Genomic DNA, 16,201 nt, shown 5'->3' on the forward strand with positions numbered 1-16,201 from the left:
AGGAGGAGAGATTTTGAAATTATCTTTTTGGAAACTTAGTTACTTCCTACTAGCATTTTTACTAGTACCAAAACAAGCATTTGCCATGCACATCATGGAAGGATTTTTACCGATTGAATGGGCGATATTTTGGTGGATTATTTCGATTCCATTTATTATTTTAGGGTTACGCTCAATTCGCAAAACAATTGATGAAAACCCTGAAACGAAAATGATATTAGGGCTATCAGGGGCATTTGCATTCGTCTTATCTGCATTAAAGATTCCATCTGTTACGGGCAGTTGCTCACACCCTACTGGTGTTGGACTTGGCACAGTCCTGTTTGGCCCATTAGCAATGAGTGTGATTGGGACAATCGTCTTATTATTCCAATCGTTACTATTAGCGCATGGTGGCATTACCACTCTTGGCGCAAATGCTTTTTCCATGGCGATTGTAGGACCAATGATTGCGTATGCTGTTTTTAAAGGTGCTCAAAAAATCGGTCTATCCTTTTCTCTCGCTGTCTTTTTTGCAGCAATGCTTGGGGATTTGGGTACATATGTTGTCACATCCGTTCAACTTGCACTTGCCTTCCCTTCAGAAGTGGGAGGCTTTATGGCTTCATTCACGAAATTCGCAGGGATTTTCGCGTTAACACAAATTCCTCTAGCGATTAGTGAAGGGATTTTAACTGTCATTGTGATGAATTTCTTAAAAAAATACAATGTAAGCGAATTAAAAGCTTTACGTGTTTTCTCTGCAAAGGAGGCACATTAACATGAAGAAAAATTTACTGTTATTAGCTATTGTGATATTTTTAGCAATCATCCCTCTATTCATCCAAAAAGGCGCTGAATTCGGCGGTGCTGATGGTGAAGCTGAAGCAGCCATTGGTGAAATAAACAAAGAATACGAACCATGGTTTGAAAGCTTATGGGAGCCACCAAGTGGTGAAATTGAAAGTCTATTATTCGTCTTACAAGCCGCTATTGGCGCTGGTTTTATTGGCTATTTCGTGGGCTATATGCGCGGTAAGCATAAAGAAGGTTAAACGATGTTACTCATTGATAAGTATGCTTATATGAATAAACTAGCGTCCGTTCATCCGTTAGAAAAAATGACGTTCTCCCTTGGGTTGTTGCTATTGTCGCTTATCATGAGAGATGAACAAATTTCACTCATTACATTTCTTGTAATGAGTGCTTTTATCATTTTAGGCGCAAAAATTCCTTTACAATATTATGCAAAACTCCTGCTTTTACCGAGTTTTTTCTTGCTCTCCAGTTTACTATCTATTTTGATTTCGATTGCACCTGCTGCTAGTATTTTGCCGGCGCATCTATGGACATTTTCGCTAAGCCAGTGGACCATTTTTATAGGAAATGACAGCTTGATAACAGCGCGGCACCTGTTTTTCACCGTTTTGGGCAGTATTAGTTGTTTATATTTTTTAATTTTAACGACTTCCGTACAATCCATTTGTTATGTCTTACGGCAATGGCGGTTGCCAGCTTTATTTGTGGAGTTGGTAGAGCTAACATACCGTTTTATTTTTATCTTTTTGAACAGCATGCAAAAAATTCATCTTGCACAACAAGCACGTCTTGGTTATCAATCACCCATGCAATGGCTTCGGTCGATTTCCATGCTTATTGCAGCACTGTTTGCCGAAATGTTCCAACGCAGTCGCGAACTAAATAATGCGATGCAGGCACGCGGTGGCGAAGCTGTCTATTGGCAGGAAAGTAGTAGCTACAACAAGAAAAACTGGTTAGGCATTGTTATTATTTTCGTATCCCTCATTATCTATGGAGGTATTTCTCATGACTGAGCTTTATTTTAATCTTCAACATTTATCTTATGCTTATGCAGACGGCACTCAAGCTTTAACAGATATTACTTTGCAAATACCAAAGGGAAAAAAAATTGCCCTGCTTGGTCACAATGGCGCAGGTAAATCTACGTTATTTCAGCATTTAAATGGTATTTTAAAACCGACAGCTGGCACTATTTCTTTTTGTAACGAAACGCTTAGCTATTCTAGAAATGCATTAGCAACATTACGACAACAAGTTGGCATCGTCTTCCAAGATGCGGACAATCAACTTTTTTCTGGTACCGTCAAGCAAGACATAGCTTTTGGGCCATTAAATCTTGGCTGGTCAAACGAAAAAATTGAAGAAAAAATCGCGTGGGCTGTTGCGCAAACAGAGGTTGAAGCATTACTTGATAAGCCTATTCACTTTTTAAGCGTCGGACAAAAGAAACGTGTTGCCATGGCTGGTGTGCTCGCAATGGAACCTTCCGTCTTACTATTAGATGAACCGACTGCTGGGCTAGATACTTATTATGCGGCACAATTTTTACAGTACTTAGCTAAATTAGAAGATGGGCAACGTACGTTTTTATTAGCGACACATGATATCGCTTTAGCCTATGAATGGGCGGATCAAATAATCGTGATGGAGGCAGGGAAAATCATTTATAATGGGGATCCAATCGACATGTTCTACCAAGAGGAATTGCTTGAAAAAGCCCACCTTGAACGACCATGGGTATTTGAAATGACGCTTGCCTTACAAACAAAAAAACTATTGGGCGACAATATAGCAATGCCTCGTTCCAAAAAGGATTTACACAAACTTATTGAACAACTTTAAGAACGTATCGAGCATAACGAGTACTAGATGCTAGTTGTCGCCATACACTCCTTCTTAAGGAACAAATCTAGTAGCCACCACCCTCATCTATGAATATCTACCAACCTTGCCATATCCCGTATGCAACGAACCGTGTTGTTGTCAAACACCCACCGTTACATACGGGACGATTAATATTCCTCCGTCTTTCACTCCGCAAAAGAACGATGAACAACTCATGCGAAAAAACCTATAAAACTTTCATTTATAAAACAATATACTAGTTATAACAAAAAAACTTGTAAAAAAATTTTATTGTGGTATGAAACCTTTCTCTTTACCATCCGTTATAAATATTGTAGTTTATAATTTTTTAAGGAGGTAAAAACAATTGAAAAACTGGGTGATGAAATCAATCGCTGTCGTAGCATGTTCTGCCTTACTGGTTCCTGCTGCTTCTGCCTTTGCTGAAGCACCACAGAACCCAGAATCAGTAAAAACTATGCTCGCTAGCAACAACAAACAAGGAGCGAAGCAGTTCAAGCAACAAACAGGAGGAAACGAATGGATTAGTGATAATACGATTATCGTGAAACATTCGGGTCTTGCTAAGAACGTACATAGTAAAATAGGTGCAAAAGTTATTCGCTCCATTCCTTCATTAGGTTACGATGTAATCCAACTTAAAAAGGGACAATCGTTAACAGAGGTTGTTTCCTACTACGCCAAGCAAAAAGGTGTAAAAAGTGTATCCCCAAGCTACAAATATCATTCCTTTAACACTATTGTAGATCCAAAGAAAAAAGATATGTATCATTTGCAGCTACTGGAAATTGATAAAGCACTAGCATTAGCTGGCAATCATGATGTAAAAGTAGCCGTTATCGATTCGGGTGTAGACTATAAACATCCCGATTTGCAAGCGCAAGTACTGCCACCATATAATGCGGTAAAACCTGCCGACTCTCCTGTTGCTGATCCACACGGCACGCATGTCGCAGGCATTGTTGGCGCAACAAAAGATAATGGAATTGGTGGGCACGGGATATCTCCTAATGCCAAAATTCTGCCAATAGACGTCTTTAACGGACAAGAAGACGCTAGTGACTTTGCCATTGCACAAGGTATTCTTTATGCCGTCGAACAAAAAGCAGATGTGATTAATATGAGTCTTGGTGGCTATGGCGAGTCTCCTTTAATAGAGGAAGCTGTAAAAAAAGCGCTTGACAATGGGATTACCATTGTAGCCGCTGCAGGCAATGAATCAACCGATCGATACTCCTTCCCTGCTTCTTTTGAAGGTGTTATTAGCGTTGGTGCTACAAATGAACAAAATAAATTAGCAAGTTTCTCAAATTATGGCCCTTCAGTAGACATCGTTGCACCAGGTGAGGATATTTATAGTACCGTTTATGATGAAAAAAAAGGATCTTCTTTTGCTATATTTAGTGGGACATCAATGGCATCACCTGTTGTTGCAGGTGTAGCGGCACTATTAAAATCTAAATACCCTAATTTAAAGCCTTATGAAATAGAAGCGATTCTTGAATTGACTGCTAAAGATTTAGGAGAACCAGGCTACGACCTTACGTATGGACATGGTCTGGTTGATCCTGTTAAAGCACTACAATTTGATATTAATAATCTACCTAAACGCTATAACGAAACAAAAGAACAACGGTTGAATAACGCCAAAGTACTGAAAAAGAATGTTCTAAATACAGAAAAAGGTGAGTTTAGGCTTCCAGAAGAGAAAAAATGGTACAAGGTTGATTTAAATGCGAATGAATATGCTCAATTATCTTTAAAAGGTGCCGAAAATTACGATTATGCATTTGATTTATACTTCTACCCTACTGGTTATAGTGGCGATGTAGAACCGATTAAAGTAAATGATGTGCGCATGAACCAACAAGAGGGCTATCTATATAAAGCTGAGCAACAAGGAACACTTCTTATTGGTGTAAAAGACCATAATGGAGGCTATAGCTTAAAGGGCAAGTCTTACTTTACATTTACAGCTCAAACAACAAACACATTACCAATTGATAATTTAACGACGATCGATCAAGCAGTGGCGATACAAAAATTCCCATTCAATACACAAGGGAAAAACTATACACTGCTTTCTAAAGATCATGAGAGCGACCAAGACTATTTCACATTCACTGTTTCAAAGCCAACGACGTTGAAATTTGATTTATCTGGTATCCCTGGTGTAACTGCATCTTTAGAACTTTATCTAAAAACAGATTTTGAACATGAACCTTCAGAACAAGGTGACGATAAAGAAGATGATGAACGCCTCCCAATCTCGGCATTAAGCAGCAAAACAAAAGGCGAAGGAGTTAGTCTTATTGTCGATGTCGAACCTGATGAAGAATATGTCCTTAGCGTTACAAATAACAGTGATAACGATTCTTCATTCGAATCTTTCTTAACGTTTTTAAGTGGCGGCATTGACAATGAAGAAAACGATAGAATTAACGAGTCCATTTTTCCTTACACATTAACTGGTGAAGTCGTTTATTTACCTGAAGATGAAGACGGTCTTCCATTAATTGAACCGACACAAGAAGCCGAGGAAAATAATTCTTCCTCACCTGCTCCATCGAAAACAAAAAAACGTCAACAGAACTTTAACAAAAAACTATTTTCAAGTATAGAAGTATCTGATGAAGAAGAGGACTCAAAAGTAATTTTGGAGCATGCAATTCCTTATACGATTGGTAAAGAATACAAGGCATACTTCCAAACAGATGAGGATATCGACTATTTTATTTTCACACCACAAGAAGATGCCATCTATAGTTTCCAACTTCAAAAAGGCAAAAATCAAAGACCAACTGGTAGTATTTTAGAATATGATGAGGAAACGAAAGAATTGCAACTAATTTCTTCATTAACGAATGATCCAGCGATTATTTCACGACTCTACGGCATAACAATCAATGAAAATGATCCCAAGACAATTGCATTGAAAAAGGGCAAAACTTATGTTGCTAAAGTCTTAAATTTCGGAGATCGTTCTACCGAACCATATATTTTTAAAGCAAATAAAATTGCGGCAATTCCCCAAGACCAAAATAAAGAAATCAATACAGTTGAAAATGCCCGTTCAATTGAATCTGGCACCAACTATCAAAATAAACTCGTTTTTTATGATGATACAAATTATTACTACTACAAACATCAGGGCGAAGATACAGTATTAAGTCTTCTCATCAATTCCGAGCCATATACAAATAAGCAAGGAACGTCATTACCAAGAGAGCTACAAATAGATTTGAAATTTACGGGCTCTATCATTGAAGATACTAATGGTAATAAGCAAATTGACGGCAATGAAATGCAAACAGAAATTCCATTTGGCCAAGGTGAAAGCTATTTTGAAAGGCTACTTGGTATATCAGGGATATCGGCGCTAAATACATCATTTAAAGTAAAAAAAGATTATGGTTACTTTATTGCTGTTAATGCCATCGATAACGGCTTAGTTTCGACTCAGCCATATACTTTAACGCTCTTTGATCATAAAAAGAAGGATGAGGATGCGGATTCTAAATTAGTCAATGGTATACCTACAAAACCATCTTCACTCACGAAAACAGACGATAAATGGGTAGCTACTCAATATTTCAATGCAAATGTACCGTTTGGTGATAAGGACTATTTTAAATTCTACAATGACAGCAAGCGCAATGTAACGTTCACCTTACTAACCGAAAAAGGTTTGGATGGTGTTATCCGTATTATTGATGCTAAAGGACGCACAGTAAAAACCATCGATAATTACGGTGCCGATGATGCCGAACTAGGTATCGTACAATTGGAGCCAGGAACATACTATATTGAAGTTAGTGAAGCAAATGGTCGAGCAAGTACACAACCGTATACACTGGCAATACAGTAAATGCATTACCTTTCTGTCAATAGAAAAGCCCTAGATTGCTATCTAGGGCTTTTTCATAATTACCATTCATTTAACCAAAATACTTTACATAATTACAATATTGATCTTGTATCATATTCAGATTTTCATATAATTTACGCGCATGTACATTGTCAGCAGCGGTTTGCAGTGTCACATAACGTGCCGATTGCTGCTCACAATATTGAAACACTTTTTCCATCAATGCTGTGCCTACCCCTTGGCCCCTCGCTTCATCCGTTACATAGATATCATTTAGTATATAAGCACGCTGTAATGCGATAGAAGAAAACGTTGGGTACAGTTGTGCAAACCCTATTGATTTCCCATTTTCCACAGCAATAAAAATAATGGATTCTTTTAAAGCCATCCGTAATTGGATAAATGCTTTGGCATTACTAATATCCGATTCTAGTCCATAAAACTGCCGATACTCATCAAATAGCACTGTTACATCTTCTAATTCATCCATTGTTGCGTGAAGTATTTCCATTTCATTCTTCTCCCCTTATGTCTACCCATGATGGTCTTAAAATGTATGTAGCTAGTGTTCATTATAAAGGAAATGATAGGATAAAGATATTGTCAATAGTACCTCACTAGTCCTATACGACATTCAAAAGGTGCCACCTTTGATGTCACGAAGGACTTCAAAAATAGCACCCTTTCTTTAATGGAAATATTGATCTACACGTTGTATTACTTCATCAGCGGAAAGCCCAGCTGCATCGATAATAGGACCTGCCATAATAGGATCACTAATGCCCATGACATCTCTATCTTGTCCTGTAATTACGCAAGCATCACATTTTTTTGCATCTGTTTCATTACGAAGCTGAATCACTTCATACCCTTTTGCTTTTAAAGCATCTTCTACGTTTGATAACGATTGTTCAACACCAATAATTTTAGACATTCTTCTTCCACCTCCTATATGTTAATGTGCCATATAGGTTACCTAATTATTCACTTATTTTATATTTTATTATGTACAAATAACACAGGCTTCAGATAGCTACAAAATCACCTAACAATATACATATAATCCAATTCCACATGATATACTGTAAAAAAGTTTTAAGCTTTAATCACTAACAGGATGGGAGGATAAACATGATCTATAGTAAAACGGCCAAAACAATAGAAACAGAGCGCTTACTGCTTCGTCTATTTCAGGAATCAGATGCACAAGCAGTCAGCAATTATTGTAATAATTATAATATCTATAAAAGCACATTAAATTTACCTTACCCCTATTCATTAGAATGTGCACTCACATGGATTGCAAATCATGAAAAGCATTATGATCTAGATACTATGTATGAATTTGCTATAACAGGCAAACAAAGTGGACAGTTATATGGGGCAATCGGTATTTCCAATCATCCACAATATAAAAATGGTGAAATTGCCTATTGGATTGGTGAAGAGCATTGGGGCAATGGCTATGCAACCGAAGCCGCTAAAGCACTAATTGATTTTGTATTTACAGAGAAAAACTATCATCGTGTTTATGCTCGCTATTTTAAATCAAATCCCGCTTCTGGTAAGATTATGGAAAAGTGTGGTATGCGATATGAAGGTACTTTAAAAGATCATATTTATAAAAATAATACATTTGAAGATATTGTTTTTTACGGAATTATTAACCCAAAAGAATAAAAGGCAAACGAGGTGCTTACGTCATAAAAACGTAAGCACCTTATTTAAGATCATCTAAAAAATCTTTACTAAAGCTCGTCTGTGATTGAAAAGATGATCGTTTTGCAATATCTGCTCCTCTTTTAATGATGCCTTTGCCAAATCGTTCTTCTATCTCATCCACTACCTTTAAAATTGGCTCCTCTTTGATATGCTCTTCAAAATTAAAAAATGTTAATTGCTGTGTCATTTCTTTCATATTGCTGACATTTGAAATGGTTACGCCTAATAATCGGACAGGCTCCTCATTCCAATGTTTTTGAAAAAGGCTCCATGCATGTTCAATAATATCTTCTTTTAAAAAAATAGCATTGTTGACCGATTTACTGCGCGTATAGGTTTTCCAATTAGCTGTACGGATTAAAATACTCACCGTGACGCCAGCAAGTTTTTTAGCATTTAAACGATCTGCTACCTTTTCAGAAAGTGTAGTAATGAGTTTATATAATTCATCTCTATCCGTCGTATCGTGCGAAAGTGTTGTCGAGTTCCCTACACTTTTCGTATCATATATTGCCTCGGGATCAACAGGTCGATCATCCTCACCATTCGCCTTCTGTTTCATACGAACACCATTGATGCCAAATTGTTGCTTTAATAGCCGTTCATCCGCCACAGCTAATTCTCCAATTGTTTGTATACCCAACTTTTTCAACTTCTCGGCTGTGCTTTTCCCAATTCCATGCATTTCTATGACATTCAATGGCCACAGTATAGATGGTACATCACGCTTACGTAATATGGTAATTCCCATCGGCTTTTTCATATCGCTTGCCATTTTCGCTAAAAACTTATTCGGTGCAACACCTATTGAACAAGGCAATTGTAGTTCGTTCCAAATGCGGTCTTGTATGCCTTGTATAAGGTCCATTACATTTTGACCTTCTACCATCGGCAATTGCATATACCCTTCATCAATAGAAACTGGTTGAAGAATTTCACTATATTCTTTCAATAAGCTAAAAAATGCTTTTGAAGCTGCTCGATATCGCTCAAAATTCGGTGGCAGAACAATTAAATCGGCACACTTTCTTCTTGCCTCACCGACATTCATCGTTGTATAAACACCACTTTTTCTAGCTTCATAGCTACATGTAATCACGATACCTCTACGCTCTTTTGGATTACCTGCAATGGCGATTGGTTTTCCTTTTAATGAGGGATCGTAAATTTGTTCCACTGAGGCATAAAAGCAATTTAGGTCAATATGCAAAATAATTCTTCCTTTATGCATTTTCTCTCACCTCATTAATTATTATCTACATACATTTTTAAAAGAAAGAATGTATCGTTTCTGCGTCATGCTAATCCTTCAATTTAAACTTTTTCTATAGTTTATCACATATAAGAACTTTTGTTCCTTTTTTCACCCACTTGCATTTTTTGCGACAAAAAAAGTGCAGGTACTGTACAATGATTGCACAATAGCTGCACTGTTATTTTATGTTGTATAGGAACCATTAATTTTCACATAGTCATAGGACAAATCACAACCCCATACAGTAGCTTCTTCCTTGCCTAATCCGAGAGATACTTTAATCTGGATTTCAGAATTCTCAAGATACTCTTGGATGACAGATAAATCGACGGTATCGATTGGTTTCCCTTGATAAATTAACGTTTCACCAAAATAGATGGAGATGTTTTCAGGATTAAGGTCTACTTCATCTTCACATTTACCAATCGCCATGGCTATACGTCCCCAATTGGCATCTTTTCCAAAAATAGCGGTTTTCACGAGTGGCGAATTCACAATACTTTTAGCCACTTTTTTTGCTTGTGCAAAGCTCGATGACGCATTGACAGTGACTTCAACTAATTTTGTAGCGCCTTCCCCATCACGGGCAATTTCTTTTGCCAAGTCAATGCTCATATTATTTAACGCTTCAGTAAATTGCTTGATATCCACTTTCCCTGCTAATCCATTCGCCATAATGGCTACTGTGTCACTTGTACTCGTATCGGTATCGACACTAACCATGTTAAATGAATGATTCACGGCTTCTTTAAAAATTGTTTGTAAAGTCGCGGCTGGAATTTCAGCATCTGTTACAAAGTAAGATAACATCGTAGCCATATTCGGCTCGATCATGCCAGAACCTTTTGCAATACCAACTAGTGTAGCATTACCGACTTTGCATATTTTACATTTTGGATAAGTATCAGTCGTCATAATTGCTTGTGCTGATTTTTCTAAGCCTCCTTCTACTAACTGTTCTTTAAGATTGATGATTCCATTTTTTATTTTATCCATCGGTAATTGATGCCCAATTACACCAGTTGAAGAAGGTAAAATATTTTCAGGTGCAATTGCTAACTCTTGTGCGACCAAGTTGACAATTTCTTGAACATTGCGAATCCCTTCTTCCCCTGTTGCGACGTTCGCATTTTTACTGTTAATGACAAAACATTGTAATTTACCGTTTGCAACATTTTCCTTACCAATGGGGATAGGTGCACCACAAAATTTACTTTGCGTAAACATAGCAGCTGCGTTTGCTACAGTAGATGACATAATAACCGTGAAGTCTAGCGTTTCATCTTTAATACCGAGGTTCTTCACACAAGTATAAAATCCTTTCGGCATCATTGTTTGCATATCATTTTCTTTTTTCCCTAGTTCTTGCATTGCCTTTTCCTCCTTTTCAACTTTTAGTCTGCAGTTTCCAAATATTTAACCATCGCTACTTCATCGCAATTATTAATTTTTGGGCAATTCACGCAATCCGTCCAAACCTTTTCTGGCAAATCATCTCTTTTGACAATTTGAAATCCCAGTTTTGAAAAAAACTTTACTTGATATGTTAAGGATATTAATCTTTCCACTCCTAATTTGGGACTCTCCTGAATGATATGTTCCACTAACATTCGACCGATTCCTTTTTGTTGGTAATCTGGATCTACGACTAAGGAACGAACCTCTGCTAAATCTTGCCCTAAGACATGTAGCCCTGCTACCCCAACAACCTTAGAATTGTCCTTAACAACATACAAACACTGTAACTGTTGATAAATTGATAATAAGGAACGAGGTAATACAATCTCTTTATCTGCGTAAATTTTGATTAGTTCATAGACAGGTGTAACATCAGCTGTTGTAGCATTATATATTTTCATAGATTTCTCCTTTTTCTAAAAAAAATTAATATGTTATAAATATGCACTAAACTGATTTAAAATGCAATTTGTTTTTGTGAAAATTTACAGAATATTTGAATCGCGGGTAAAAGTTTATGATTCGCGGGTAAACCTTTGGGAAGCGCGGGTAAAAGTCTCCAATTCGCGGGTAAACTGTGAAAAACCGCGGGTAAATGCCCCTGATTCGCGGGTAAACTTTTGGAAACCGCGCTGTTACGCTCAACAATAAAAAAGTGTTAGATTGCATGCAATCTAACACTTCTCCCTTCCACTCATTCACTGTTAATCTACAAACGCGTAGTCACCATCACTTTCAAGCAATTCCTTTAACACCGTTAAAGCTTGCTCAAGCTGTGTGCTATTTTCTGGTGCCGTAATTGCCAACCGTACAGCATTTACTGGTTTGGCATTACCTACTGCAAAACGTTCTGCTGCATAGACTTGGACGCCGGCTTTCGAAGCAAGTAATTCAAACTGCACACCTGTAAATTTTTTCGGTAATAGAAGCCATCTAAACATGCATTCAGCATCACCTAAAATATTGTATTCACCTAAATACTGATTCACAAGCGCATTTTGTTGTTTAGCATATAAGCGATGTTTCTCTAATATCGTTTGCGCAACACCATCTTGAATTAGTCTTGCTGTAAGCTCCACCATAACAGGTGATACCGAAATATTGATATTATATAGTGTTTCAATAATTTTCTTTCTTAATGCACTAGGCGTCACAATAAAGGATAACCTTAAACCAGGTGATATCGTTTTGGACACGCTGGCAATATACACTACCTTTTCCGGTGCATAAAAGGCGATTGGCGCTAGTGGTTGCTCCTTCAAAAAGCTATAAATGGCGTCCTCTATCACGATCAATCCTTTTTGCCTTGCCACTTCTGCTATCATTTTTCTTGTTTCCAAAGACATTGTATGGGTTGTAGGGTTATGAAAATCTGGAATCACATAAAGACCTTTAATATGTTCATTTTTACAAGCATACAATAGTCCTTCTTTTGTCATCTCTCCATTTTTTTGCTGAATGGCAACTAGTTGAATACCAAGCATATTGGCCGCCGTTTTGATTCCTGCATATGTAATAGGATCTGTTCCAATACGATCTCCTGGATGAAATAAAGCGGCTAATGTGCCGACAATTGCATTTTGACCTCCTGCACCAAGCAATATTGGTTGATCCGTTTGAAATCCAACCTTTTCTAAAAGTTTTGCTGCTGCTTCAGTTTGCCATGCATTCCCTTCTGGTCGACCATATTGAAATAACTTGCTAACATTAGAATCATTCAGCATTTTCTTCATATAACGTGTTATTTCTTCATTTGCATACGCATCTGGTAAGACCGAACCTAACTCGATTAAATGACCAGCATTACTTGTCGGTAATAAAATTTTATTTGCTGCTGCATCAGAAGAAACAAATGTACCACTCCCAATGGAGGCATAAATTAGTCCCTTTTGTCCGCACAGCTTAAACGCTCGTGTAATTGTACTTAAATTGACATCTAAAAAATCAGCCAGTTCTCGTTGTGGTGGCAACTTAGTCCCTGGCAATAAAACGCCTTCCTTAATATCCTGCTCTAACTGCTCTGCAATTGCGATATAGATTGGCGCAGAAATATTGCTTATATTGGGCTTCCAGCTCATTGGGTATTCATCAAATGAGTTAAACGGCATGTTTTAACCCCTTTCTTTTGGCTTTGCATACAATATATAATTGTCTTGCATACAATCATAATATTGTATGCAAATGATTACAATGCTATAATTTTTAAAAAATCAGAAAAAGGGACCGATAAAATTATGCAATATTCTGAAAGAATCTTAAACACACCATCTTCATTCATCCGTAATATTTTAAAAGTAACGGATGCCGAGGATGTCATTTCCTTTGCAGGTGGGCTACCAAACCCCATCTCTTTCCCAATCGATGCATTAAAAGCATCTGTTGACCATGCGATTCGTGAAAATGGCAGTCGATTATTCCAATATTCATCTACACAAGGCTATGCACCTTTACGTGAATACATCGCAGCTAAGTACAAACGTGTTCATGGGTTAGATATTAGTGCAGATGATATATTGATTACAACTGGTTCACAGCAAGCGCTTGAACTGATTGGTAAAGTACTTATTAATAAAGGGGATGGCATTGTCATTGAGGAACCAGGCTATTTAGGCGCGATTCAAGCCTTCACATTAAGTGAGCCTAATTTCTATGGTGTAACCCTTGAAAACGATGGCCTTAATTTAGAAGAATTAGAGAATGCGTTACAGCAGCCAAACGTAAAATTCATCTATACAGTACCTAACTTCCAAAATCCAACCGGTCTTACGTATTCAAAGGAAAAACGTCAACAAATATATGACATTATTGCTAAATACGACGTATCATTAATTGAAGATGATCCATATGGAGAACTACGCTTCCAAGGTGAACCACTTCCTTATATCGGTGCCGGAAAACTCGAAAATAGTATTTTACTAGGTTCTTTCTCTAAAACAGTTACACCAGGTATGCGCCTTGGCTTTATTATTACGAAAAACAAAGTGTTAATGAAACATATTGAAACAGCAAAGCAAGCAACTGACCTACACACAAACATTTTCTCACAATATGTGATTTATGATTACTTAGCAAATAATGATTATACAGAACACGTAAAAAAAATCATTGCTTTATATAAAAATCAATCTGATGCAATGCTAGATGCGATGCAGGAATTCTTCCCTGCACATGTTGAATACACTCGTCCAGAAGGTGGGATGTTTATTTGGGCGACAATGAATAACGGTGTCGCAGCATTGGACGTCTTTAATAAAGCAATGGAACAAAAGGTCGCTTTCGTTCCTGGCGATCCCTTCTATACGTCAAAAACAGGTGTAAACACGATGCGTCTGAACTATACAAATGCAACACCTGACATTATTCGTGAAGGCATTAAACGTTTAGGCAGCATTTTATAATGCAATAAAAAAAAATCGGATGAGCGCTATCCATAAGCGCACATCCGATTTTTATCTTTCATTCGGATAATAGATGGTCATGCCTAGCTTCGTTAATGTATCACCTGCATTACGATAGTCATGCGGTCTGTCAGCTTTAAATCGAATGGAATCACCACTTTTTAAAGTGTAGGTACAGTCATTGACACAAATCATTAGTTCCCCTGCAAAAACAGTAATAAATTCCTCTGTGCCTTCTTTATGACCCTCAGCGCTTAAGTGACCACCTTGATCAATCTCTATTGTATAGATTTCAAAACGACTATCTTCTTGAAATGGAAAATTTGGATACACTCTATATTTTCCATTATCTTCTGACAATACTGGTATATCCTTTTTCAGCACGACTTCTGTTTCCGACTGCGGCTGATGGATAAGAGTTGTAAAGGATACCTTTAAACCAGTTGCAATTTTCCAGATAGTTGTAAGCGTCGGACTAGACTCGCCTCTTTCAATTTGTCCAATCATCGTTTTACTAACGCCACATAGCTGAGACACTTTTTCTAAACTAAGTTTCTCTTTTTCGCGAATAGCTTTTAAATTCCTTGCAAAAATTAAATGAATTTCCTCCAATACAAGCACCCCTTAAAAAATTGTACAATATAACGACCTTTATGTATAATAAAAAACAGGGCGTTATATAGTTTATTTCGAACTATATAACGTACAAATAACAAGGAGGTCTAAAATGCCTTACATATCCTTTTTAGTATTCGTTATCATTACAAGCTTTACACCCGGGCCGAACAACATTATGGCAATGGCCTATGCCAACCAATATGGATTAAAAAAAACGATGCAGTTTTGTCTCGGTGTGGGCATTGGCTTCTTTACAATAACCGCTTTAAGTAGTTTTTTTAATTTTGCTGTTAGTCAAATTATGCCCATTATTACATTTCCACTAACGATTTTAGGTGTAGGCTATATGTTGTATTTAGCTTTTAAAATTGCGACAACCAAAGACCACGTAGATTCGAATCCTAACCATCTAGAGGAGCATAAACGAAACCTTTTACTACTTGGAGCCTTTCTACAGTTCGTCAATCCAAAAGGAATTTTGTTTGGCATTACGGTCGTTGCGACCTATATTTTGCCGTATTACACTTCCTATATGAGTTACATTTTATTTGCATTATTTTTAGGGTTTGTCGGGATTATAAGTACATTTAGCTGGGCTCTATTTGGCTCTACCTTTCGAAAAGTACTTTTACAGTATCAACAACCATTCAATATTTTCATGGCAATTTTATTAGTTTACAGTGCTTTCTCCATACTTTTTCATTAACAAAACCCCTCATTGTACGTTATATTGTACAATGAGGGGTTATTTTTAGATTTAAATCGACCAAGTATTATTTTGTATATGTTAATACGGCATTTTTCTTAAATTTTGCTAATGCGGCTGTTGCCTCATTTTTGTTTGTATATTCAAAAATACGCACATTTTTTTTCTCAAAAACTGTAATAACCCACATCTTAACCTCTCCCTTACCTATTATTTTTGTAATATAACAATCACCTAACATGTGATACAAAGAACAAACTGTCTTATAACAACTCTTGCTAATTTTCATTTTACGCTCTTTTTTAAAAAAATAAAGCTTTATGTGAAGCCCTTCACAAACTGTTCAATTTCAAAACGCTTTCATTGAACATTTTGTGAAAACCATCATTTTATAGGTATATTATCGGAACCATTTATTTACCTTTCTCCTTCTCTTTTATCGACCAAAAAACCGTCTGTGCGCCTTTTCCACGACGCTCACACGGTTTTGAGGTAATCATATTGTGTAG

15 protein-coding genes and 1 pseudogene are annotated in these 16,201 nt (G+C 37.0%); 8 read left to right on the plus strand and 8 right to left on the minus strand.

Going from position 1 to position 16,201, the window contains the following annotated elements; translation table 11 throughout:
- Positions 1–13 precede the first annotated feature (13 nt).
- The 5 genes from I5435_RS13740 to I5435_RS13760 all read left to right on the plus strand — a co-directional run bounded on the left by I5435_RS13740 (position 14) and on the right by I5435_RS13760 (position 6,535).
- Positions 14–760 (plus strand): energy-coupling factor ABC transporter permease, encoded by a 747-nt coding sequence (locus I5435_RS13740; RefSeq protein WP_025219891.1) that lies wholly within the window; start codon positions 14–16, stop codon positions 758–760.
- 1 nt (position 761) lies between these two features.
- Positions 762–1,034 (plus strand): energy-coupling factor ABC transporter substrate-binding protein, encoded by a 273-nt coding sequence (locus I5435_RS13745; RefSeq protein ID WP_024361115.1) that lies wholly within the window; start codon positions 762–764, stop codon positions 1,032–1,034.
- Positions 1,035–1,037: 3 nt separating this feature from the next.
- Positions 1,038–1,814 carry a cobalt ECF transporter T component CbiQ gene (cbiQ, locus tag I5435_RS13750; RefSeq protein ID WP_024361116.1) on the plus strand — a complete coding sequence of 259 codons (777 nt, stop codon included), beginning with the start codon at positions 1,038–1,040 and terminating at the stop codon, positions 1,812–1,814.
- On the plus strand, positions 1,807–2,643 hold the full coding sequence (locus tag I5435_RS13755) for an energy-coupling factor ABC transporter ATP-binding protein (protein WP_025219892.1): 837 nt from the start codon (positions 1,807–1,809) through the stop codon (positions 2,641–2,643). Before cbiQ ends, I5435_RS13755 begins: the two co-directional genes overlap by 8 nt.
- A gap of 370 nt (positions 2,644–3,013) precedes the next feature.
- Positions 3,014–6,535 carry a S8 family peptidase gene (locus I5435_RS13760; protein WP_337982448.1) on the plus strand — a complete coding sequence of 1,174 codons (3,522 nt, stop codon included), beginning with the start codon at positions 3,014–3,016 and terminating at the stop codon, positions 6,533–6,535.
- Positions 6,536–6,605: 70 nt separating this feature from the next.
- Here the strand turns inward: I5435_RS13760 and I5435_RS13765 are convergent, their stop codons facing one another.
- On the minus strand, positions 6,606–7,046 hold the full coding sequence (locus I5435_RS13765; protein WP_024361119.1) for a GNAT family N-acetyltransferase: 441 nt from the start codon (positions 7,044–7,046) through the stop codon (positions 6,606–6,608).
- Positions 7,047–7,223: 177 nt separating this feature from the next.
- Positions 7,224–7,469: a YkuS family protein gene (locus tag I5435_RS13770; protein WP_337982449.1), complete on the minus strand. Its 246-nt coding sequence runs from the start codon at positions 7,467–7,469 to the stop codon at positions 7,224–7,226.
- A 197-nt stretch (positions 7,470–7,666) separates the two neighbouring features.
- Here I5435_RS13770 and I5435_RS13775 point away from each other — a divergent pair, with 197 nt between their 5' ends.
- Positions 7,667–8,215, plus strand: a complete 549-nt coding sequence (locus I5435_RS13775) for a GNAT family N-acetyltransferase (protein ID WP_337982450.1) — start codon at positions 7,667–7,669, stop codon at positions 8,213–8,215.
- A 40-nt stretch (positions 8,216–8,255) separates the two neighbouring features.
- Here the strand turns inward: I5435_RS13775 and I5435_RS13780 are convergent, their stop codons facing one another.
- The 4 genes from I5435_RS13780 to I5435_RS13795 form a co-directional block, all read right to left on the minus strand.
- Positions 8,256–9,488 (minus strand): DNA polymerase IV, encoded by a 1,233-nt coding sequence (locus I5435_RS13780; protein ID WP_024361122.1) that lies wholly within the window; start codon positions 9,486–9,488, stop codon positions 8,256–8,258.
- A gap of 207 nt (positions 9,489–9,695) precedes the next feature.
- Complete coding sequence (gene argJ / locus I5435_RS13785; protein WP_052599504.1) at positions 9,696–10,883, minus strand: bifunctional glutamate N-acetyltransferase/amino-acid acetyltransferase ArgJ; 1,188 nt, start codon at positions 10,881–10,883, stop codon at positions 9,696–9,698.
- Positions 10,884–10,906: 23 nt separating this feature from the next.
- A complete protein-coding gene (locus I5435_RS13790) occupies positions 10,907–11,371 on the minus strand; it encodes an N-acetyltransferase (RefSeq protein ID WP_024361124.1) in 465 nt (154 codons plus the stop codon).
- 303 nt (positions 11,372–11,674) lie between these two features.
- Positions 11,675–13,078, minus strand: coding sequence for an aminotransferase-like domain-containing protein (locus I5435_RS13795; protein ID WP_025219898.1), 1,404 nt, complete (start codon positions 13,076–13,078; stop codon positions 11,675–11,677).
- Positions 13,079–13,204: 126 nt separating this feature from the next.
- Here I5435_RS13795 and I5435_RS13800 point away from each other — a divergent pair, with 126 nt between their 5' ends.
- Positions 13,205–14,368: an aminotransferase-like domain-containing protein gene (locus I5435_RS13800; RefSeq protein WP_337982451.1), complete on the plus strand. Its 1,164-nt coding sequence runs from the start codon at positions 13,205–13,207 to the stop codon at positions 14,366–14,368.
- Positions 14,369–14,419: 51 nt separating this feature from the next.
- Here the strand turns inward: I5435_RS13800 and I5435_RS13805 are convergent.
- Positions 14,420–15,039 (minus strand): annotated as a pseudogene (locus I5435_RS13805) (helix-turn-helix domain-containing protein).
- Positions 15,040–15,095: 56 nt separating this feature from the next.
- Here I5435_RS13805 and I5435_RS13810 point away from each other — a divergent pair.
- Positions 15,096–15,692 carry a LysE family translocator gene (locus tag I5435_RS13810; RefSeq protein ID WP_024361128.1) on the plus strand — a complete coding sequence of 199 codons (597 nt, stop codon included), beginning with the start codon at positions 15,096–15,098 and terminating at the stop codon, positions 15,690–15,692.
- Between the two features lie 67 nt (positions 15,693–15,759).
- Here the strand turns inward: I5435_RS13810 and I5435_RS13815 are convergent, their stop codons facing one another.
- Positions 15,760–15,882: a hypothetical protein gene (locus I5435_RS13815; RefSeq protein ID WP_255313762.1), complete on the minus strand. Its 123-nt coding sequence runs from the start codon at positions 15,880–15,882 to the stop codon at positions 15,760–15,762.
- Positions 15,883–16,201: the final 319 nt, after the last annotated feature.

It is taken from the genome of Lysinibacillus sp. C5.1 (genome assembly GCF_016350185.1).
In the GTDB taxonomy this organism is placed as follows: domain Bacteria; phylum Bacillota; class Bacilli; order Bacillales_A; family Planococcaceae; genus Lysinibacillus; species Lysinibacillus sphaericus.

Bases quoted from the DNA above. Each gene is read 5' to 3' on its own strand.
- I5435_RS13745 (WP_024361115.1), top strand. From the start codon at position 762: ATGAAGAAAAATTTACTGTTATTAGCTATTGTGATATTTTTAGCAATC.
- cbiQ (WP_024361116.1), top strand. From the start codon at position 1,038: ATGTTACTCATTGATAAGTATGCTTATATGAATAAACTAGCGTCCGTT.
- I5435_RS13755 (WP_025219892.1), top strand. From the start codon at position 1,807: ATGACTGAGCTTTATTTTAATCTTCAACATTTATCTTATGCTTATGCA.
- I5435_RS13765 (WP_024361119.1), bottom strand. From the start codon at position 7,046: ATGGAAATACTTCACGCAACAATGGATGAATTAGAAGATGTAACAGTG.
- I5435_RS13770 (WP_337982449.1), bottom strand. From the start codon at position 7,469: ATGTCTAAAATTATTGGTGTTGAACAATCGTTATCAAACGTAGAAGAT.
- I5435_RS13775 (WP_337982450.1), top strand. From the start codon at position 7,667: ATGATCTATAGTAAAACGGCCAAAACAATAGAAACAGAGCGCTTACTG.
- I5435_RS13780 (WP_024361122.1), bottom strand. From the start codon at position 9,488: ATGCATAAAGGAAGAATTATTTTGCATATTGACCTAAATTGCTTTTAT.
- argJ (WP_052599504.1), bottom strand. From the start codon at position 10,883: ATGCAAGAACTAGGGAAAAAAGAAAATGATATGCAAACAATGATGCCG.
- I5435_RS13790 (WP_024361124.1), bottom strand. From the start codon at position 11,371: ATGAAAATATATAATGCTACAACAGCTGATGTTACACCTGTCTATGAA.
- I5435_RS13795 (WP_025219898.1), bottom strand. From the start codon at position 13,078: ATGCCGTTTAACTCATTTGATGAATACCCAATGAGCTGGAAGCCCAAT.
- I5435_RS13800 (WP_337982451.1), top strand. From the start codon at position 13,205: ATGCAATATTCTGAAAGAATCTTAAACACACCATCTTCATTCATCCGT.
- I5435_RS13810 (WP_024361128.1), top strand. From the start codon at position 15,096: ATGCCTTACATATCCTTTTTAGTATTCGTTATCATTACAAGCTTTACA.
- I5435_RS13815 (WP_255313762.1), bottom strand. From the start codon at position 15,882: ATGTGGGTTATTACAGTTTTTGAGAAAAAAAATGTGCGTATTTTTGAA.